The 21,149-nt window shown below is 57.0% G+C and carries 14 protein-coding genes; 5 read left to right on the plus strand and 9 right to left on the minus strand.

Going from position 1 to position 21,149, the window contains the following annotated elements; all coding sequences use genetic code 11:
• Both RSSM_RS06080 and RSSM_RS06085 read left to right on the plus strand, forming a co-directional pair.
• On the plus strand, nucleotides 1-615 hold a 615-nt coding region (locus tag RSSM_RS06080), incomplete at its 5' end, for a DUF58 domain-containing protein (protein ID WP_044301359.1).
• Entirely contained in the window at nucleotides 612-2,639 is a 2,028-nt protein-coding gene (locus RSSM_RS06085; RefSeq protein WP_008675691.1) for a vWA domain-containing protein, read from the plus strand. The genes RSSM_RS06080 and RSSM_RS06085, both read left to right, overlap by 4 nt.
• A gap of 29 nt (nucleotides 2,640-2,668) precedes the next feature.
• Here the strand turns inward: RSSM_RS06085 and RSSM_RS06090 are convergent, their stop codons facing one another.
• Nucleotides 2,669-3,493 carry a 3-keto-disaccharide hydrolase gene (locus tag RSSM_RS06090; protein ID WP_236620977.1) on the minus strand — a complete coding sequence of 275 codons (825 nt, stop codon included), beginning with the start codon at nucleotides 3,491-3,493 and terminating at the stop codon, nucleotides 2,669-2,671.
• A gap of 376 nt (nucleotides 3,494-3,869) precedes the next feature.
• Here RSSM_RS06090 and RSSM_RS06095 point away from each other — a divergent pair, with 376 nt between their 5' ends.
• Nucleotides 3,870-5,090, plus strand: coding sequence for an NTP/NDP exchange transporter (locus RSSM_RS06095; RefSeq protein ID WP_236620978.1), 1,221 nt, complete (start codon nucleotides 3,870-3,872; stop codon nucleotides 5,088-5,090).
• Nucleotides 5,091-5,130: 40 nt separating this feature from the next.
• Here the strand turns inward: RSSM_RS06095 and RSSM_RS06100 are convergent, their stop codons facing one another.
• The 5 genes from RSSM_RS06100 to RSSM_RS06120 all read right to left on the minus strand — a co-directional run bounded on the left by RSSM_RS06100 (nucleotide 5,131) and on the right by RSSM_RS06120 (nucleotide 17,082).
• Nucleotides 5,131-6,597: a DUF1501 domain-containing protein gene (locus RSSM_RS06100; RefSeq protein WP_008675694.1), complete on the minus strand. Its 1,467-nt coding sequence runs from the start codon at nucleotides 6,595-6,597 to the stop codon at nucleotides 5,131-5,133.
• Between the two features lie 5 nt (nucleotides 6,598-6,602).
• Complete coding sequence (locus RSSM_RS06105; protein ID WP_236620979.1) at nucleotides 6,603-9,476, minus strand: DUF1553 domain-containing protein; 2,874 nt, start codon at nucleotides 9,474-9,476, stop codon at nucleotides 6,603-6,605.
• A 194-nt stretch (nucleotides 9,477-9,670) separates the two neighbouring features.
• Nucleotides 9,671-13,177: an amidohydrolase family protein gene (locus RSSM_RS06110; RefSeq protein WP_236620980.1), complete on the minus strand. Its 3,507-nt coding sequence runs from the start codon at nucleotides 13,175-13,177 to the stop codon at nucleotides 9,671-9,673.
• 151 nt (nucleotides 13,178-13,328) lie between these two features.
• Nucleotides 13,329-14,273 carry a hypothetical protein gene (locus RSSM_RS06115; protein ID WP_008675700.1) on the minus strand — a complete coding sequence of 315 codons (945 nt, stop codon included), beginning with the start codon at nucleotides 14,271-14,273 and terminating at the stop codon, nucleotides 13,329-13,331.
• Between the two features lie 160 nt (nucleotides 14,274-14,433).
• Nucleotides 14,434-17,082: a ComEC/Rec2 family competence protein gene (locus RSSM_RS06120; RefSeq protein ID WP_008675702.1), complete on the minus strand. Its 2,649-nt coding sequence runs from the start codon at nucleotides 17,080-17,082 to the stop codon at nucleotides 14,434-14,436.
• Between the two features lie 168 nt (nucleotides 17,083-17,250).
• Between RSSM_RS06120 and RSSM_RS06125 the strand changes: the two genes are divergently transcribed.
• Both RSSM_RS06125 and panB read left to right on the plus strand, forming a co-directional pair.
• Nucleotides 17,251-17,658 carry a hypothetical protein gene (locus RSSM_RS06125; RefSeq protein ID WP_008675705.1) on the plus strand — a complete coding sequence of 136 codons (408 nt, stop codon included), beginning with the start codon at nucleotides 17,251-17,253 and terminating at the stop codon, nucleotides 17,656-17,658.
• Nucleotides 17,659-17,840: 182 nt separating this feature from the next.
• Nucleotides 17,841-18,647, plus strand: a complete 807-nt coding sequence (panB, locus tag RSSM_RS06130; RefSeq protein WP_008675708.1) for a 3-methyl-2-oxobutanoate hydroxymethyltransferase — start codon at nucleotides 17,841-17,843, stop codon at nucleotides 18,645-18,647.
• A gap of 460 nt (nucleotides 18,648-19,107) precedes the next feature.
• Here the strand turns inward: panB and RSSM_RS34555 are convergent, their stop codons facing one another.
• The 3 genes from RSSM_RS34555 to RSSM_RS06140 form a co-directional block, all read right to left on the minus strand.
• The gene (locus RSSM_RS34555; RefSeq protein WP_236620981.1) at nucleotides 19,108-19,938 is read right to left on the minus strand and encodes a phenylacetate--CoA ligase family protein; all 831 of its coding nucleotides are present in this window, start codon (nucleotides 19,936-19,938) and stop codon (nucleotides 19,108-19,110) included.
• Nucleotides 19,939-20,018: 80 nt separating this feature from the next.
• On the minus strand, nucleotides 20,019-20,405 hold the full coding sequence (locus tag RSSM_RS34560) for an acyl-CoA synthetase family protein (protein ID WP_008675710.1): 387 nt from the start codon (nucleotides 20,403-20,405) through the stop codon (nucleotides 20,019-20,021).
• Nucleotides 20,402-21,100: a hypothetical protein gene (locus RSSM_RS06140; protein WP_008675711.1), complete on the minus strand. Its 699-nt coding sequence runs from the start codon at nucleotides 21,098-21,100 to the stop codon at nucleotides 20,402-20,404. Before RSSM_RS06140 ends, RSSM_RS34560 begins: the two co-directional genes overlap by 4 nt.
• Nucleotides 21,101-21,149 lie beyond the last annotated feature (49 nt).

Consider the following 21,149-nt stretch of genomic DNA (forward strand, 5'->3'; position numbering starts at 1 on the left):
TTCGGGACACCCAATAAACTGCGGGTGGCAAAACAACTCGCCGCTGCACTCGGTTACGTCGGTTTGTGTCGCGGCGACCGGGTTTCTGTTCAAGCACTCGGGCCGAATGGACGAAACGCTCCGGTGGTCCGATCTCGTGCGGCGCTTTGGAAACTGTTGAAGTACCTCGACGGTCTGCAGCCGGCTGCGAATCAAGATCCCGACGCCAACGTGTCGCTGCATGATGGGGTGAAGGATTTTGTTCTCCGTGGGACATCCACCGGCGTCGTGGTTTTGATCACCGATTTGATGGACAAGGAGGGATACGAGTCTGCCCTGCGAATGTTGATCGGTCGGCAAATGGATGTCTTCGTGCTGCAGGTCTTGTCTCAGGAAGAATTGGATCCGCCGTTGCGAGGCGACCGTCGATTGATCGACGTGGAGGACGGTGACGCGGCCGAAATCACGGTGAATCAACACGTGATCGATCGCTATCAAGAGACATTGAAATCGTTTCTTCATCAGGCACGGCAATACTGTGCACAACGATCGATCATGCACGTTCTCGTGCCGACTGACACGCCGATCGAAACCGTGATGACGAAGTACCTGCGATCACGGGGAGTAGTTCGATGAGTTTGATCCCCGCCCTGACTGGCATTTGGCCGTGGGTCGCGTTGGTGGCGGTTCCGCTCGGTATCGTGCTGCTGTACTTCCTGAAGCTGCGACGCGAACCGGTTGAGGTCCCGAGTACGTATCTCTGGTCTCGAACGATTGAGGATTTGCACGTCAACAGTCTGCTGCAGCGACTCCGCAACAGCATTCTTTTGTTGCTGCAATTGCTCGCCGTTTTGTTGGCCGCGTTTGCGTTGTTTCGACCGGGCATGAGAGCGGATACGAGTTCGCTCGGGCGATTGGTTTTCCTGCTCGACACGTCCGCGAGCATGCAGGCCCCGGCGCAGCAGGACGGTGAGTCCCAAACGATGACGCGGTTCGAGTACGCCCGAAAGTTGATCGGCGACCGGATCGATACGATGCACGATGACGAGACCGCGATGTTGATCGCGTTTAGTGATCGCGCCGAAGTCATGCAGGCCTTCACGTCGGATCGGTCACGACTGCGTGACGCACTTCAACGTTGTGAGGTAACGAACCGACCGACGGATATCCTCGGTGCGTTGCGGGCGGCCGACGGGCTCGCCAACCCACGTCGAACGTCAGAGATTGCCGACATCGGCGACGTTCAGGTGGCCGACGCGATGCCTGCCGAGTTATTGCTCTACAGCGACGGTGGTTTTCAAAATGTGACCGAATTCAATCTTGGGAATTTGAAACCCGTCTATCACGCGATCGGCGAGTCCGAGACAAAGAACCTCGCGGTGGCATCGTTTTCCGCCAATCGAGATCTGCAGGACCCGAGCAAGATCGAAGCCTTTGCAACGGTCATTAACAGCGGAGAGGTCGCCGCGAGCGCCGAGGCATCGCTGTTTCTCGAAGGACGTTTGGTCGATGCCGCGTCGGTGGAACTCGCACCGGGGGATCAGTCCGGACTGTCGTTTTCGGTGGAGGCACCCGACGCGGTGCGGATGCGATTTACAATCGATATCGACGATGATTTCGATCTGGACGACACGGCTTATGCGTCGTTGACTCCGTCAGGTTTGGTTTCTGTTTTGGTCGTGACCGAAGGCAACCGACCGCTCGAACTTGGTTTGACGACCGAGAAGGCCGCTCGGCTCGCAATGTGCGAATTTGTTGCACCGGAGTTTCTCGAAACCGATGCGTACGCCAAACGAGCCGCTGCCGGAGATGATGACCTGATCATCTTTGACCGTTGCCACCCTAAAGAGATGCCTGCGACGAACACATTTACGATCGGCGATCTGCCGAGTGATCAATGGAAGTGGACGACTCCACCGGGCAGCCTGACCTTGATCGATATTGATCGCACGCATCCGTTGCTACGCTATCTCGAGCTGTACTCGCTATTGATTTTTTCCGGACGCGGAATCGAAGGGCCCGACGGAACCTCGGCGTTGGTCGAGTCGGATCTCGGAACCGCCATGGCTATTTCGCCCCGTGGCGGGTATCTCGATTTGGTGCTCGGGTTCGAGTTGGTTAGCCAGAACGAAGATGGTGACACCCAGGCGAACACCAATTGGTACGCCGAGCGGTCGTGGCCTGTGTTCCTGCTCAACGTGCTGCGGCATCTCGCGGGTGCGGCCACGTCATCGGCTTCTCCTTCGTATCAGCCCGGAGAGACCGTCCCCGTTCGAATCGAGAGCGCCGTTCGCGAGGTTTCGTTGGTGCGGACCGGCGAAAAGGATACTGACACGCCGATCGATACTCTCGCCGTCGGACAGGCCGGAAGTGTGGACGTCGTGAACACCGGGATGACCGGAAACTATCAACTCGTACGCGAAGGATCACAACAGGTTGATAGTGCCGGGGGCGGTGTGGTCGAACGCTTTGCGATTAACCTTTTTGACGTCCAAGAAAGCAAACTGGCGGCGAGGCCCGATGTTGAACTCGGCTATGAAACCATCGCCACCGTCGATACCCAAATGGAAACTCGCCGCGAGTACTGGCGTCCGTTGTTGTTGCTAGCCCTTGCGGTCATCTTTATCGAGTGGTGGGTGTACACCCGCAGGTTGTCCTAGCGAAGTGTCGTGTCACTCTTAGGAAATGCCTACTCGTCCGATTCGGAATCGGTTTTCGAATCCGTGTCGAGTTCTTTGACTTTGATGTTCTTCCAACGCACTTGGCCTTTGCGACCTTTGTGGATTTGCAATCCAAAGAAACCCTTGGGGTAGGTGCCGTCATCAACCCAGTGCGAGACGGGAACTCCGTTGATCCATGTCTTCACAACGTTCCCTTGAGCCTGGATCGTCAATCGGTTCCAACCGGTACGGTCGAGCGATTGGCGGGCGGCCTCGTGTTCTTTTAACCAAACCGGATAGAAGTACCCGCCGCAACTTTGGCCGTAGATGCCTCCGGACCAATATCGGTCGCCCGTGATTCCTTCCATCTCGGCTTGTGGGCCGTAGACCAATTCACTGTCGCCGTTGGCTTTCGTTTTTGCACGAAACATCACGCCGGAGTTTCCATCGACGTCCCACTTCATCTCGCAGGTGAAAATGAAGTCGGTGTAGTCGCTCTTTTCGGTGCTCAGGTAAGTGCTGTTCGATCCCGGTACACAGGTGCCGACGAGTTCGCCGTCAACGGCCTCGAATCGGCAGGTGCCACCTCGCGGAATCCACCCTGTCAAATCGTTACCATTGAACAGGTCTTGAAATCCTTCATCGAGCGACGGTTCTTCGTCGGTGTTGAGCAGCATGTCCTCAGGTTGAGGGATGTTTTGTTGCGACTTGTATTTCGCATACCAATCCTTCTGTTTCGGGTCGACTTCGTTTGCCCACGCAGTCACGCCTGACATGGCGGCGCTGACGAGCATAGCGAGGAGCATTGCAAGAGACGTGATTGGGCGTGGTTTCCGGATCATTGTGAAATTCATGTTTGGTTCGGGCAGGTAGTTAGTCGTCTGTGTGTCGACGCATTCTCTGTTTGGAAGTCGATTCGTCGATTGCGTCGCCGCTGATTTTATTTCGGCCGTGAGACGAATCATAGAGACGGGCGGGGCCTGATTCTGCGAGGGGATGGAAGGTTTCGAGAAAGTTTCACAGAATTCAACATCTCGCGCACAAACGGTCACCTGCCTCCGGATGGCAGCAGGCCTTTCCTCGTTCCCAGGTAGTTTTCGTGACAACTCCATCTGACGCTGCGGAAACTGCCGAACCGACACGGTCGTCTTGGTGGGCTCGTGTCCGGCCTGAGGAACGGACCGCGGTTGTTTACGCGACGGCTTGGTTTTTTGCATTTTGTTCGGATACATGGTGGTCCGTCCGGTGCGAGAAACGATGGGCAGTGTCGGCGGGACGCAGCAACTGCAGGGTTTGATGCTGGTCACGTTTCTCGTCATGTTGGCCGCTGTGCCGCTTTACTCCGCCCTGGTCGCTCGCCTACCGCGACGATGGTTGGTGCGAGTGGTTTATCATTTTTTTGCGAGTTGCTTGGTCACGTTTTTCCTGTTGATGCAACTCGACATCGAGTGGGTGAGGACGTGGACGGCACGCTGCTTCTTCGTGTGGGTGAACGTTTTTGCTTTGTTTGCGACGAGCGTTTTTTGGAGTGTGCTCGCAGACCTTTTCACGAGCAGCCAAGGCAAACGTTTGTTCGGAATGATCGCCGCGGGAGGAACCGCAGGTGCGATCACCGGTTCGTTGTTGACCAGCCAAGTGGCAACACGTCTGTCGACCGGCGCGTTGTTGTTATTGCCGGTCGTCATGATTGAAATCGGTTTGTGGTTTGCGTGGAGGCTCGAAAAACAGTTTGGGCATGCGTCGCGTGAGATGAATTCGCAGGAGGCAGACGCCGCAAAAAAACGTCCGTCGGAAAGTCCGACCGGTGGCGGAGTGTTGTCGGGGATCACGCATGTCGCGCGGTCACCTTACCTGGCGATGATTTGTGCGTTCTTGGTGCTCGTGCAGTTTTGCGGCACGCAGTTGTACTTCCAACAAGCCGAGATTGTTGCGGCGGAAATCGAGACGAAGGAAGCACGAACCCAGTTGTTTGCGTATCTCGATTTGGGAACGCAACTATTAACGTTAGCGATTCAGGCGTTGCTATCCGGGATCGTTCTTCGCCGGTTCGGTGTCAGTGTCGCGTTGGTCATTTTGCCCGTGATTTACTTCGCCGGTTTTCTTTCGCTCGCGTTCATTCCGGCCTTGTCGACGTTGGTCGTCACCATGATTGCGACGCGAGCGGGAGGTTACGGCATTACCGTCCCGGCTCGCGAAGTGTTGTTCACGGTGGTCAGTCGCGAAGACAAATACAAATCGAAAAGTTTCATCGACACGGTCGTCTTGCGCGGGGGCGACGCGTTGTCCGGGCAGCTATTCGGCGTGGCGCGGCAACTGGGCATGGGGATTGCCGCAATGAATCTCTGGGCGTTGCCGCTGACGGTGATCTGGGGAACGATCGCGTGGCGATTAGGACGCATGCAAAAGCGTCGTGCGGCGCAATTGGCAATCCAAAACGAATCAGGAGCGTGAAGGCCTTTGGCCGCGTGTCGGTGGAGCGGATTTGAGAGACTCAAGCAAGGATTTCGCTCACAACGCGGCCGTGCACATCGGTGAGTCTGAAGTCGCGACCCGCGTAGCGGTAGGTAAGCCGTTCGTGATCAATTCCCAGAATGTGGAGGATCGTGGCATGCAGGTCATGCATGTGAACTCGATCATGCAACGAATAGTATCCGTAGTCGTCGGTTGATCCGTAGGCGAACCCCGGTTTGACGGCTCCGCCGGCAAGTACCATCGAGAATCCTTGGGGGTTGTGGTCACGTCCGTTGCCGCCCTGCAACACCGGCGTGCGACCGAATTCACCGCCCCACACGATCAGCGTATCCTCCCACATTCCGCGCTGTTTCAAATCATGCATTAATGCGGCGATCGGTAGATCGGTTGCCAAAGCATTTTTGTTGTGTCCGGCTACGAGATTACTGTGTTGGTCCCAAACCTGACCGCTGCTGACGGTAATGAATCGCACTCCCGCCTCGGCGAGTCGTCGAGCGAGCAGACAGCTCTGACCGAATGATTTGGTAGCTGGTTGGTCGAGACCATACGCCGCCTGCATTGCTGCGGACTCGCGGTTGATGTCGAACACTTCCGGAGCCGCTTCCCGCATCCGCGAAGCCAAATCCATCGCTTCGATGGCGCCTTCGATTTCTCGATCCGGGCCGCTGCGGTGATGATGAAGTTGATTCATTTGGCGAACCAAATCAAACCGCTGTTGAACTTCTTCGGGATCGCCGGGTGCATCGAGGTAGGGGATCTTCCCGCTTCCAAACTTGCCGTTACTGCCGATCTTGGTTGCTTGATGCATGGCGGGCAGGAACGCGGCGCCGTAGTTTCGCGGGCCGCCATGTGCGGTGGCGGGACCGATCGCGATATGAGCGGGAAGGTCGGGATGTCCACTGCCCAGCGCATAACTGACCCAGGCACCAACGCTCGGACGCACTAAATTGTCGCTGCCCGTATTGACCATCCCAACGGCCTGACCGTGAGATTGTCCCTTGGTGTGCATGCTGCGAATCACACACAGTGAATCGGCTTGTTCGGCCATGTGCGGTAGCAGGTCGCTGACCCACAATCCGGATTCACCTCGCTGGGCAAATTTCCACGGTCCGTTAAATAGCTTGGGAATCGCGTTGATGTTGGGTGGCAGTGCAAACGGCAGCGGTTTGCCGTCGTCTCGGGCGAGCAACGGTTTGTAGTCGAACGTGTCAACATGACTGGGCCCGCCATGCATAAACAAAAGGATCACTCGCCGGGCCCGTGGCATGACATGCAGTGGTTGGATTACGCCTGAAGAGTCCGTGTCGGATGCCGTTGGTGATGCGGCCGTCGCGGTAGTCCAGGGGAAGAATCCGGAAATCGCGAGCGAACCCAGTCCAAACGACCCGGTGACGCCGAATTGACGCCGGGTCAACTCGCTGGACGACCAAGGGCCGCTGTTGTTTTGCAGGCTGCGTGAGAAAACTCGAGATCGGAATCGGTTCATTGCGGTCAATCCAATAATCGGAATTCGGTTCCTGCGAACAGAGCGGCAATCCAATGCTGCCATGCATCGGGCGATTGGGGATCTTCGGCGAAGACTCGGTGTGCGAGTCGTTTGTCGTTTTCGTTCGGCGAGCGTTGCAGGCACAGCTGATAGACGAATTCCAGCCGTTCCTCCAATCCCTCGCGGCTGTTGAGCACGCGATCCGCCGTCTGTCGTGCCCAATCTTTAATCTCGGGAGCGTTGATCAAAACGAGAGCCTGGCCGGGCACGTTGGTCGTCGGGCGTCGTCCAACCAACAAGTCGGGATCGGCTGCGTCTAAGGCCGTCATCATCGGTGGCAGGTACCCTCTCACAATCGGCAAATAGATCGAACGATAGGGTGCGGCAACACTCGCGATCTTTCCCGCTTTGCTGTTTCCGTTGTTCCCCGATACCAACACGCCGTGCGACTTCATGGTTTCCAATATCGGTTCACGCGAGAGAGTCCCGGTGGCAGCCAGCATCGCGTCGCGAATCGCTTCTGCTGGCAATCGACGCCGGTGCATCCGCCACCACAATCGGTTCTCGGGATCGGTGCTTGCGCTTGCGGCGTTGTATTCGCTCGATCGATGGTAAGCCGCGGAACGGACGATTTCACGAACGAGTGGTTTCAAATGCCAGCCCTTGCGGACAAAGCTTGTCGCGAGGTAGTCAAGTAGTTCGGGATGGGAAGGACGCTCTCCACGTTCGCCGAAGTTGTCGACGGTGCGAACCAGTCCCTCACCCATCAGATGCATCCAAACACGATTGACAAAGACGCGCGCCACCAGTGGATGGTCTGGATCGGTCAGCCAATCCGCCAGATCCAATCGACCGCTGCCACGCGGATTTGCAATGATCGCATCCCCACCGCTGCAAACTTGCAAGAATCCTCGGGGGACGATCTCGCCAAGGTTTTTCGGTTCACCGCGAATGTGTACGGGACTGTCAGATATTTTTGACGTTGGCCGGTCCGTGGGAGCCATCGCCATGGGCAGCGGCTTGGGTTTCTCTTTGACGAGTTTTTGAAGTCGTTGTTTGAGTGAATTGAGCTTCTTTTGTGCCTCGTCGATGCGTGCATGGACGGCTGTCTTGTGGGCGTTCTCCTCCGGGTGATTGATCTTGTTCAGGTCGTCCGTCGATAAGAACTGCACCGCATCTGCGATCACATAACCATTGGTTTCTCGATTCGAAAGAGTCACCACGGCAGGTGACGATGCTTTGAAGTCGAACGTGCCTAACGATCTCCAAAAGGGAGGCGTGTCGATTTTACGCTGGCTGATGGTTGTTGTGACGATGCCATCGGACGTCTCGATGGTGATAGGGACATTGGAGGCACGGTTGGAGTTTGCTGAATAAGCAACACGCACTTCGTAGGGTCCGTTCGACGGCAGGTCGGCAGCGAAGCGAATTTTGGCTGTACCTTTTTGTGCGTTGTTGTCATGAACGTAACCTTTGCCCACATATCCCTTGGTATAGGTCGACTCTTTCCATGTTCCGGTCTTGGTGGCTTGGCTGTCGTCGACGACGATACCACTCAATTCCTCGGAGATTCCTGACTTCGCATCTTGAAGCGTCTTTTCTGCCGTGGCAATTTCTGACTTCAGGGTTTGGACCGCGCGTTCATGCTGGCGAACCGCCTCGCGGTGGTTTTTAGAAGTCGGCAAAGGCACACGGTTCCACGTGCTCACGTATGCTTGGCTTTCTCCTTTCAACGTGACCGTACTTTTGAAGATTCCCGCCAGTGCGTAGTAATCGGACGTCGGCACGGGATCAAATTTGTGATCGTGACAGCGAGCGCAGCCCAACGTCATCCCCAGGAAAGCTCGGCCGATGGTGTCGATCTGTTCGTCCACGACATCGAGTTCGAGTTTGGTCTTGTCCCGCTCACTGAGCATCTTGGTGCCGAGCATCAAGAAGGTCGTCGCGACCACGTTGTCGTGTCGTTCGGCATCGGTGTCGTATGGCAGTTGGTCTCCGGCGATCTGCTGACGAATCATCTGGTCGAAAGGTCGGTCCGATGCGAAGGAACGAATCAGGTAGTCGCGATACCGCCAAGCTTCGTGGAACGTCGCGTTGAAGTCGCTGCCGTTGCTGTCGGCGTATCGAGCCACATCCATCCAGTGACGCGCCCAATGTTCTGCGAATCCTGGTGAATCGAGCATTTCGTCGACGATGCGATTCCAATGTTGCCAAGACGGATCCAATTTCCATCGATGTTGCAACTCGATCGATGGTGGGAGGCCGGTCAAATCGAATGAAAGTCGTCGTAGCCGAGTCTCGTCGGCGGCTTGGGAATTGGGGGCGATGTCGGAAGCGCGCAACCGTTCGCCAATGAACTGATCAATGACGCCTCGTGATTCGTCATAGGATTGGGTGGTGGGCTCGACCGAAGTCAACGGTTGAAATGCCCAGAACTTCCGTCCTTTTTCGATGTCGACAAGTTCGCGTTTGACAACTCCGGCGGTGACTTGGTTGCGTGGGTCGGTCGCTCCCGCAGCGATCCATTGCTCGAAATCACGAATCACCGAATCGGGAAGTTTGCCTTTGGGTGGCATCTCGGATGCTTCGTATCGGATCGCTAAGACGAGTGGACTTTCGTCAACCTCGCCGGGTTTGATTGCCGGCCCACTGTCTCCGCCAACGAGCATGGCGTCGGACGAATCCAGTAAAAGCGAGCCACCGATTTCGTCGGCATCTGCGGCATGACACTCATAGCAGTGTTCCACAAGAACGGGACGAATTCTGTTTTCAAAAAACGCAACCGACTCGGCAGGTTCTTTGGCGGCGGGAGTTGATGACCAGAGCAAGGCGAGCAAGCACGCGGGCATCCACCGCTGGTGAGGGCGGAAGGTGGGCATGGTGATCTTTTCCAAGGCGGGTCGGGCGACCCTTGGGGAGATCTAGGGGGGTGGGAGGTTGACATCGTATCACAGTTCAACCGCACAAGCACAAAAAAATTTTGAGCGATACGACACCTCCGCATCCCAGCGCACGCCGGACGGAAGAGCGTTGGTTTGCCGAGAGTTGTTCAAACTCTCGACCCCGCTGTTGGCTATTGCCGGCCCCGGTGGCAACTGCATCCGACCACGTTGCAGTATTCACTGACGCTGCCGACGTCGCCGTCACGTTGCCAGTAGAAGTCTGTTCGCGGTGCGTTGTCGCCATAGCGGTTCATTCGGTCGGCTTTGTAAACGTTGCCTCCGGCGATCACGAGATCGATCTTTTCGCTGTGACGAATGTTCTTGGTCGGATCGGCTTTTTTGCGAAAGACAATAAGGTCAGCGAGTTTGCCTTTTTCGATCGACCCAAGGTCATTGTCGAGTCCCAGGTATTTCGCTCCATAAATTGTTCCGCACGTGAGGGCTTGCATGGGGGTCATGCCGCCTTGGACAAAGCTCCACATTTCCCAGTGGGTGCAGATCCCAGGCAATTGTCCGTGTCCGCCGGTTTGCACCAGGCCGCCTTGGTTGACCACGTCGCGTGCGATCTCGGCAACACGTTTGTGGTTGTAGTCGTCTTCGGATGCCTTCTCACGACGACGTGATCTTGGGTTGAGGATTTGTGGAGGAATGAATGTCTGCAGGCGGGTGTGCAGCCACAAGTCATCGAGTTGGTACCAATAACGTTCGCCTGACAATCCGCCATAGGCGACGCTGAGAGTGGGCGTGTATCCGACGGCGGTATTTCGCCAAAGATCCATCACATCGTCATAGGCTGTTTGGACCGGCAGGGTGTGTTCGATTCCGGTGTGTCCGTCGACAATCATGGTCATGTTGTGCATGAACGTGCTGCCGCCTTCGGGGACAACCATCATGTTGAGTTCTCTCGCGGCAGCCACAACCTGTTGGCGTTGATCACGTCGGGGTTGGTTGTAACTCTTGACGGTGAACGCACCGACGGCTTTCATCCGGCGGAGATGAAAACGAGCGTCGTCGAGTGAGTCGATCTCGGCCTTGTTCGCACCGGTAGCGCCATAGAGGATTTTGCCAGTCGAGAACGTTCGCGGCGATGTGATCATGCCGGCCTTGGCCAGTTCGCTGGCCGCAAAGATGCTGTGTGTGTCGTTGCTCGGGTCGTGGATCGTCGTGACGCCGAAAGCGAGGCGTGCGTAATCCAGCCAATTGTGTTGCGGAGTGATGCCGAACGTGGCCTGAGCGCCGTGTGCGTGGGTGTCGATCAATCCTGGCATCACGATCTGTCCACGAATGTCGGTCGTGACATAACCGTCGGGAATTTTGACTTTGTCCCGAGCCCCGATTTTCACGATTCGGTCGCGATCGATCAGGATAACACCGTCGTCGATCACGCCTTTCGGCCCCATTGTGAGAATGCGTCCTCCGACCAACGCCCGCCGCGTATCGGGTTTGGCAGTGGGATGCGTGAAACCGATCGGAAGGTGGGTTGTCAGGCTTGACTTGGTCGACGGCGTTTCTTCCCCCTCGTTGTCGATTGCGTCTTTGTCATTGGTTTTTTCGTCATTGGTATCCGCGGTGGTTTTCTGAACCGTTTGGGGCTGCATCGCTGCCGCGACGTCGCACGTGTACAGGTTCGGCCCGAGACTCCAGTGCAACCGTTTGCCATCTCCTGAAAAATGGATGAACTCACCCGCGTCTTCGCTGACTTTCACCGTCGGGATCCCTTTGGCGTTGGGACCGACGTGGATGGGTGTCGGTGAATGAACGAACGGGGCGATGTGAACGTGGAACCGTTCGATGAGGGCAATGTTTTTGCCATCGGGTGATATCGCAAAATCGGTTGCCCAATCGCTTTGGTAGTGTTCACGCACGTCGTTGCCGTGAAGGTCGATCGAAGCGAGCGTGACGTTGTCCGAATCCTTGTTCGCGTTTTTGCGAATCAGAAAAACACGATCACCGTCCGAGTTGAAGAAGGGGCGGGTTCCGTTCTCGGTCAGCAGTTCAGGTTCGCCGTCTTTCGTTGTGGTGCGATAGATCCCAGGGTTTCGCGACCAAAGCGCTGATCGAATATGACCCCCGCCTCGTTTTTCATAGACGATCTGTTCTCCATCGGCAGAGAACGACGGATGCATGTAGTGACCGGGTTGGTTGGAAACAATCCATCCTTCGCCACGTTGGGGATCGGCCGATGTGATGCGGATGGTTCCCAGAGTGCGATCGTTCCATGTTGTGTAGACGACGTAGCGTCCGTCTTTTGAGAACGATGGTGAAAACTCGAAATGGTCGGTTTGGTCGGTGAGTCGGACAGGTTTTCCGTCGGGGAGTGTTTTGACATAGAGATGGCCGAGTGCTTGATAGACAACTCGGGATCCGTCGGGTGAGACCCGGACGTCTTGAAGCATTTTGACGTCAAATTCATCTTCGCCGACCGGTACGTTGTGCCGGACCGGTTTGCGGATCTCGCGGTGATCGCGAATGCGAAACGGGATGACTTTGGCGTCACCGGATTCGATATCGATTCGGCGGATTTTTCCTTTGGCCCAAATAACAATCGACTTGCCGTCGGGCATCCAGTCGAAGCCCGAGTACACGCCGTGAATCGCCCAGGCCTCCTGCATGTCTCGTTCGAGTTGATCGTAAACCAGGCGGATTCTGCCGGACTCGATATCAAAGAGATGCAGCCCGGTTTTGACACCAACGCGGCGAACAAACGCGACCGTCTTTCCATCGGGAGAAGGCGTTGGTCGACAGGCGCCGCCGGGACCTCGGATCAACGTTTCGGTGTCGCCGCCGATGATGTCGAGGCGTTTGACCGCGTAGATTCCTTTGTGGGAGTCTTTGTCGTATTCGAAGTCCTTGCCGGGCGTGACGTCTTGGCTGTAGTACAGATAGCGGCCGTCGGGGGAGTAGACGGGTTCGTTGACATCTTTCTGGTCGCTCGTACGTTTCGTCAACGCGGTACCCGACGCCGCGTTCATCGCGATCGCGTTGCGGTGGTAGCGATGGCATTCTCCGGCACCGAGCGAACGGCGGCTCGAGAAGTGTTTCCTAGCGACGAGGTATTGGCCGTCCGGTGACCATGCCGGGCTGCTGAGCAGACGATAGGTTTCGTTGGTGACCTGCGTTACCGTTTCGCCGTCGGCCGACATGATCCAAATGTTATCGCCTGCCTTTTTACTTTTGCCGGTACGGTCGCTGGTAAAGGCGATCTCTGTTCCGTCGGGGCTGAACCGAGGTTGCATCTCCCAAGACACGGACTGCGTCAAATTCACGGGAAGACGTTTGCCGGTGGCTTCGGTTCCGTCGGCCCCTTCGATCGGCATCGAATAGAGATCGCCGAGCAGATCGAAGACGATGGTTTGCCCGTCAGGACTTACATCGAGATTGATCCAAGTTCCCGAGTCACAATCAATGGGTTGTCGTTGGGTGGGGCCTGGGGGTGATTCGATGTCCCACACGCCGCCCGCTTCGTCGGATTCCTTGTCGGAGGTCTTATCGTTCGCACCGGATGCTTTGTCGATGACTTCGGCGGCTTCGGACGACTCAGCGGTTCGTTCGAAGCCGGAACTCGTCGTGACCCAAAATCCGAAAAGGGTCACAAACACGAAAAGAGGACGAAGGTGGTTGAAGACCGTAGATAGCATCAATTTCGGCTCGTCGATCGTTGGTAGGCAGTATGGCGGGACGGTGAGGCTGGATAGCACCCGTTAGCGTTACCAAAAGGAAACGGTCTCGCCGCTGTCGCGGGGATCAACGCAGTCGATTCATGGACCCTTCGTGAACGCTCGCCACATTCTACTCGACGAGTTCTCGAAGGCTCATCTTCATTGTCATTTCTGTCTTCATCTTTTGATCTTGACCGGCAACATTGATTGACATATTGGCGACCGTGTTCACGGACACTTTCGAGTTGGTTGGGAAAATCGAACCCGCCACAACGGTGGTTGTTCCCGAGCCGGTGGAGTTGAGTGAATCGAGATTGAGTTTGGTTCCTGCAGGAAGCATCGGATTTTCGATTTGTTGCGCATCGGCGCCTTGGTCGAGTGCGATTGACATTTCAAACCCGTCTTCGGTCATGTCCGTGATGGTGTGCGTGGATGTCTGTGTGAGTGTCATGCCGTTGGCGACGAGACGTTGCACGACTTTCCACTGCGCCCCTTTGCCGATGGCTTCTTCCGGGACCGGTGAACTCAAACGGTTCATCGCGTCTTTCATGCCTTCGAGCATCTTTTTGAGTTGAGGGGCGAGTCCTTCAGGGATGTTCAGATTGCCTTCTCGGGTGAGTCCCCGGTTGCTGACCACTCCTTGGCCGGTGGCTCCGATCATGGGGGCAAGCATCTGTTCCATGGTTGCCGCGATTGGCGAAGGATTGTTCGGATCATCGACAACCTTCATGTCGGTGTATTCGAACTGGAATGAGATATCGCCGTTGGCAGAAACGTCGGTCACTTCGGTTTCGATAGTCATTTTCTGAGGCGGGATCGTCTGCGAGGGCATCGCGGTGCCGCCCAGCGAAACTTTCTGCTGCATGTCGATGATCATTTCTGCGGCTTGCTTCGCGCCGACTTCAGGTGTGAAGCGGACTACCCTTCGAGGTTCGCTGCCCGGTTCGACGAGTTCGACTGAGATCTTCGGCGGTTCGGTGACTTCCTCGGATCGAGCGGTTGAGGTGACGGATTGCTGAACCAGAACGCAAAACGCGATGAGAAAGCAGCGGTAACGTAGCGTCGTCGAGTTCATCGAAGGTCTCAAAGTTTGGGGGCAGTGGGGCTGACGAACGGTGTCATGCCGATCTGAATATATCAATACTCACCACGTCCCGTGTCGCTCGTCGGGCGATTTCACCAGGCATTTTGACGCCAACTATCGCCAAGGAGGCCGTTTTCCGGCCGAGTGCCTGTTACCACGGGGAGCCGGCCCAGGCCCTGATTTCCAGATCGCCGTTTGCGGAAATTCGCACCCGGACCGCTCCTTCTTTCGATGTAACATGGACGCCACCGCCTGCCGCCGAGAGCATCTCGGTTACGGCGACTTTGGCTGCACGTTTGCCTCCGCTGACCACGGTCTCTCGAGGACGCGCCCACTGCAAAACCGCGTCGGCGTCCATGTGAAGACTGCCGTGGTGAGGTGCCATCATCACGCCTCCCGGTGGAGGCCTGGGGGTCGATGTCAGCACTGCGGTTCCAGGCGGTTCGAGATCCCCAGGAAGCAACAAGCACCGCTTTCCACAATCGATCCGCAGCACCAAAGAGTTGGCATTGTCGTTGGCATCCAACCTTTGTCGCGGAGGGTGCAAAACTTCGACGTCTGCAAACCAACCATGCCCACCGCCGAGTCCTTCGATGTTATCGAGTGAAAGATCACGGTTGATTTCGTAGATCGGAATGTCGTGCTCACGAATGACTTCCCGAACGTGAGCGAGTGTTGCGCCTTCTCCGTCGAGCATTTCGGGAGGTATGACGATACATCCGATCTGAAACCGACGGGCCAGTCCCGGGAGTGCGTTGAAGTGATCCGCGTCGGCGTGCGAGATCACAACGCCAGCGATCTTGGTGACACCCGTCGACCAAAGGACATCGTCAATCTTTCGGCTGCTGCGGTTGAGATTTCCCATCCAACCGCAGTCGTACAGCCAAACGTCGTTTCGGTTCGGACGCAGCACCGTGGCGGTGCCATGTCCCACATCGACGAAGGTCGCTTCGTAAGTGCCGGCGGGAAGTGGGCTCGGTGTGGTTGCCGTCCACCACGCTGCAATGAACCAAACCAATGACCATGCGGAGATGAGGTATGTCCGCCGTCCGATCGGATAACACACGATGATTGCGAGCAGGACGAGATAGTACGCACAGACGAGTCCCCATGAAGGGCTCGGCAGCCACACATGGCCCGCCGGCATCGAGGTTGCTACTTCGATAACGGATTGCATCGCGACGAGAATCTTCGAACAGATCCATCCGGGAATGATCGCGATCGGTGTGAACGTCCACCCGGCGATCACCGTTGCCACTCCCGCCGACAACGCAAAGGCCATCATCGGCGAAAGCACCACGTTGACGAACACGCTGACGGGAGACACAACATGGAATTGTTGCCAAACAATCGGCAGGGTGATCACGGAGACACAACCGCTGTACCAAAGAGCCGTCGCAATCGATTGAGTCGCCACCGTGGCGTACCGTCGCCATCGACCGTAGGACTTTCTCGCGAGTTCGTCAAAGTTGTCCTCGACCGCGACGGATTGGCTCGCCGCAGTGAGACCACGTCCGCGAGGCCTGCCGCATGAAAGGAGCGTGGCAACGGCGAGAAAAGACAACTGCATTCCGACGCCAAAGATCGCCGACGGCATCCACCACGCCAACAAGATTCCCGCGAGCGAGAGTGAGTTGATGGAATGGTTCGGCCTCGCCATCGCGGTCGAAAGCACGAGCGTGGCTAGCAAGATCGCCGCTCGCAATACGGGCGGTCGTCCGCCGGTGATGGCAACGTAAAACACCGTCACCGCGCCGAGGAACAGCAACTGCCCACGAAGCGGCAGACGCAGCAAACCGCCCGTGATTCTCGCCAAAACTAGCAAAATCCCTAGGTGAAGACCACTGACGGAGAGCAAATGCGCCGTGCCGGTAACCAAGAGAGATTCCGACATGGACCGGTCGAGCAGGTCGCGTTGTCCGAGTAACAGTGCGAGTGCGAGTCCTCGCTGGTCGGGCGCGATTTGTTGCAAAATCGAATCGCGGGCCGACGCGGCGAGTTGCGCTACCACGCGTTGCCCCGACATCCAAACGCCGATCGAGTCTGCCGGTGGCGGAGATTCCGCGTCATCGTCGCTCGCGGTGAGTACGTCATCAGGACGATCGACATCAAACACGCAGTGCAGTTTGCTGCGTCTGGCCCACTCCCGGATGTCGCGCTCGCCGGGGTTGGTGGGAGATCGAAAGAGTGCGATTTGTCCAAACACTTTCACTCGGTCACCGGGCAGCAAATCTGAGCAATCGCCATCGACTCGTACCATCGCTCTGCCCGTGAACGGAACTTGGTCGAACCGAATACGAATCGTTTCGATCGAGACTTGCAGGATGGTTTGGTAGCCGGATCGACCCATGCCGGCGGCCGCACCGAGGTTGCTGCCATCCGTGATCGCATCTTTTTGAAGGCGAGCCGGCCGGTCGACGATCCCGACCATGATCATCGGTTGCGGTTGCTCGGTCAGGACGTTCAGCACGGTGGCTGAGCGGTAGCTCGCGATCGACATTGCGTGCCGAAGTGCGAACGAGCTCATCACGACCAAGCAAAGACAAACAATCGCGATCCCCTTCGCGCGTCCCCGCGGCAGCCAGGCGGCGCCGGTCATGGCGACCACACAGAGCAGTAGCAGCGCGGTCCAGGCCGCCAGTGTGATCGAGGCAAAGCGATCGATGGCGATGCCGGCCCAAGCGAACGCGGCCAGCACGGTCATCGGTTGACGCCACGCAAGCGATTCGAAGGTCGCCCTGAGGTGCGTCGACTTAAGCTGCAACGCGCCGAATTGGCGAATCAGGGTGGCTGGAATCATCACAATCGTTACAAGCTGCAAGGTCGCAGGGCCGGTTTGCTTCTGTTACCGGTAAAGTTTACCCATAAAGCGTCACGCGCACTGCCTTCGTGCTACCTATTGATGACCCAGAAGTTTCGATCCGTTTCATCAGACTTCTTTGTACCATCCATCGCACGAGGACCCGAAATGTCAGTTTCCACCGCCGCCGTCAACAACAGTTCGATCTCCGCAGGCAGCGCAGCAGTCACGATCGATCGTCGACGAAAAGAACGTCGTGATGAGACGACGGCCGAGACTTCGGCAGCGGAATCGGGATCGCGTCGCAAGCAACAACGCCGACGTCACATTGATCCCACCACCTGCGAACGCGACTATTCCGATCAAGAAGTCGAGTTCATGAAGGCGATGGATGAGTACAAACAAAGCTCCGGTCGGATGTTCCCGACCTGCAGCGAAGTGCTCGAAGTGGTCCGTTCGCTCGGCTACGTTCAACTGACCGACGAGCAATTCTCGCAGCTCGGACTCGACGAAGACGTCGTCGAAGAGGAAGCCGCGATGAGCGATGAGGAAGCCGACGAACTCGTCGAAGCCTAATCACGATTTCGAATCGTACAACGAAGCCATCCACCGATGGCGTTTGCCCCGGTCCTGGGTAGCGTGACAGGGACAGACGTCTCGCGGTGGATGGTTTTTCGGTAATGTGCCAGTGGGGTTTGAAAAACGCCTCTTACCGATGACACTGATCGGGTCTCTCACCCCTTCGATCGAAGATCATCATGGCGACTGAACAGAACCCACCTAAACGTGTCACCACACGGACTCTGCAAACGATGCGGGACCGTGACGAAGCGATCACGATGTTGACCGCGTACGACTACCCCACCGCCAAACTGCTCGATGAGGCGGGGGTCGACATGTTGTTGGTCGGCGATTCGTTGGCCATGGTGGTCCAGGGGCATGACACGACTCTGCCGGTCACGATGGATCAGATGATCTATCACGCCGAGATGGTCGGCCGGGCTGCCAAGCGTGCGATGGTTGTCGTCGATCTGCCGTTCCCCGAAGGTCAGATCGAAATCACTCGCAGCATCGAAGCGAGTGCCCGTGTGTTGAAGGAAACACATTGTCACGCGGTCAAACTCGAGGGCGGTGCTGAACAGGCCGGGCGAATCGAGGCGATCGTGACCGCCGGTATTCCGGTGATGGCTCATGTGGGGTTGCGTCCGCAGAACATTCATGTCGACGGTGGCTACCGTCTGCAACGGGATACCGAGAAACTCGTCGCTGACGCGAAGGCGGCTGAATCGGCGGGAGCGTTCGCGGTCCTGATCGAGTGCGTTCCGACCGAGGTTGCGGCGGCGATCACCGCTGCGGTGAAGGTTCCGACGATCGGCATCGGTGCCGGACGCGACGTGTCAGGGCAAGTTCTGGTGACCCATGATATCGTTGGGTTGACGTCAGGTTACACGCCCAAGTTCACGCGTCAGTTTGCCGATCTCGGAACAGCGTTGAAGGAAGCCGCCACCGGTTATTGCCAACAAGTCCGCGATGGCGGATTCCCAAGCGATCAGGAAAGTTTTTAAAGCGTTGTTGAAAACGAAGGTGCCGATGCCGCCAGATTTCGGTGGCCTGCATTCAGGCGAATCTTGGTACCGGTTTGTTGGTTTCATTGGAAACCTAGAGGTTAACGAGAGGGGATTCGCCCGACGCGTAACGTATTCGTTTAACGGCAATACCGTTCAATGAAGCACCGGGTTGTGGCGTTTTCGTTTAACCGGTAGCCGTAGGCGACGCTTGACGGAACACAACCTACCCTTCGGGCACGGGTTAAACGAAAATTGAACGGTATTGCGTTTAACGGGCAGCCAAAGGCGACCTACTTGCCACTGCCCCGTCGCCTACGGCTACCGGTTAAACGAAAACGGGTTGGCTCTTGATTAAATCGACAAACCGGCAAGCGAGTGATAGTGTGTGATCCCTCGCTGGCGCAGCGGGCTAGTAAATCAACAGCCTGTTACACGGAAAAGACGCTGACATAAACAACTAGCCGCGTTGATCGACCCACCGGCGGGATTTGCCTTCGCTGCGTGGCAGACTGCCGTGTTCGACGAGACTCACCGGGACCCGCAACGCCAAACGTTCACGCATTCGTTCGCCGAGGACATCGCAGATGTTGTTCCCGCATCTATCCGTTGCGCTGAGGTCAGTCGCGTGGCCGTTCTCCGCACCCGGAGGTGCCGCCTCGATTTCGATTTGGATTTGGTCCATCTCGTCGTGACGCGTCGCGATCATGCGAAATTCGGAGGCGGGGGCAACTTCTCGCACGATCGCTTCGATGCTGCTCGGAAAGACGTTCACGCCTCGAATCACCAGCATGTCGTCGGTGCGACCGATCACTCCACCGGGAAAATGCACGAACCGGCATGGCAGGTCGTGGTTCCAATTGGGACGAACGATATCGCCCGTCCGGTAGCGAATCGCGGGACCGCCGAAACGTCCGAGGTTCGTCACCACCAGTTCGCTCGGCTCGTCTTCGTTGGCTGGCCTCGAATCGCCGGTGTCGGGGTCGAAGACGAGGTACTCGGCGATGAATTCAGATTCGATCAGGTGCAAACCCGTGTCGTCTTCGCTGGCAAATCCCCATGCACCCAGTTCGCTCGCGCCGGAGTGATCGACCACGCGGGCGTGCCACTGTGATTCGATCGCCGCGCGGACCGACGGGACGCTGCCGCCTGGTTCCCCGGCGACGATGATTCGTGAGACATCGTTGTGGCTGAGGTCCACGTCATGTTCGGCTGCGACGCTGGCGAGATGCAGCGCGTATGTTGGGGTGCAACACAGCACGGTGCATCGTTGTTGCTGGATCAGTTTCAATCGTGCCAGGCTCGACAAACCTCCCCCGGGAACGACCAGTGCCCCGCGTTCGACCAAAGCGTCGTTGGCGGACCAGAATCCTATAAAGGGGCCAACGAAAACGCCATCATCGCGATGTCGTTGCTGGACACGTCAGCGGCGTCGAGCACGTATTGCCAGCACTGCAACCACCACGACCAATCCTCCGCGGTATCGAGAACCGGCATGGGCCAACCGCGTGAGCCGCTGGTTTGGTGAAACCGACAGTAGTGGTCTTTGTCCAGATGAAAGAGGCGGGCGGGAGCACCGGGCTGCTCGCCGAGCAAGTCGGATTTTCCAAGCAGAGGAAACTTGGAGAGTTCATCGAGGCTTTGCAGCGGCAGTTCGCAGGCGGCGAGTGATTTTTGATACAGCGGATGGTTCATCAACGAGAGCAGCAGCCGATTGAGTTTGGCTAGCTGCAATCGGCTCAGTTCCTCGCGATTCATCTCGCGGCATTGGGAACGTGTCGGTGTGACCATGAGAACGGAATACGGGTGAGTTGGTGCAATAAGCGAGGCAGCATGATAGCGGCGATCATCGCGCCGTACCTCCACACCGCTTCCTGCATTGGGATCCGATTGGGTTGGGCCAGCGAACTTTCTGCCCATGACAGGCTGCACACCAATGCGGTCGCTGCGGCGAGCGAAATCAAACAACCTGCGATGGATCGTGCGGCGTCGATTCTGAAGTTAATGACGCACCAGGGCAGGACCCCGCCGATGATGATCATGCCTGCCCAGTAGATTGTCGTTCGTTCCGCCAAGGGCGTTTGTCGGAGTGCCGCCGCGAAGAACGCCACCGCGGTGGTCAAGACGAACAAATCCCACAGCGAGAACTGACGCGATTGACCGTGAAAATCGGCTGCACGGATACGAATGTTCTCGTAGATCCGACAAAGAAACACCAACCCGGCGAGAACCCAGGTGTAGCACAGCGTCGAGGGGGCGACCAACGCAGGCATGCCCCACGCGAGGCTCTGCGAAAAGGTAAAATACCCAACGGCGATCACGATGAGGCACCACGTCATGGAGGTCAGCCGACGCGGTGCAGCGAGAGTTGCCGCCATGGCCGTTCCGTAAATCAACCCAATCCCGATTTCTCGGGCCATCGGGTGTTCCAGCGGGATCGGCAGGTTTAGCATCCCTCCTAATCTGATTTCACGCAAACTTGATCACAATCGAGATTCACAA

The organism is Aporhodopirellula sallentina SM41 (assembly GCF_000346505.1).
Lineage (GTDB): Bacteria > Planctomycetota > Planctomycetia > Pirellulales > Pirellulaceae > Rhodopirellula > Rhodopirellula sallentina.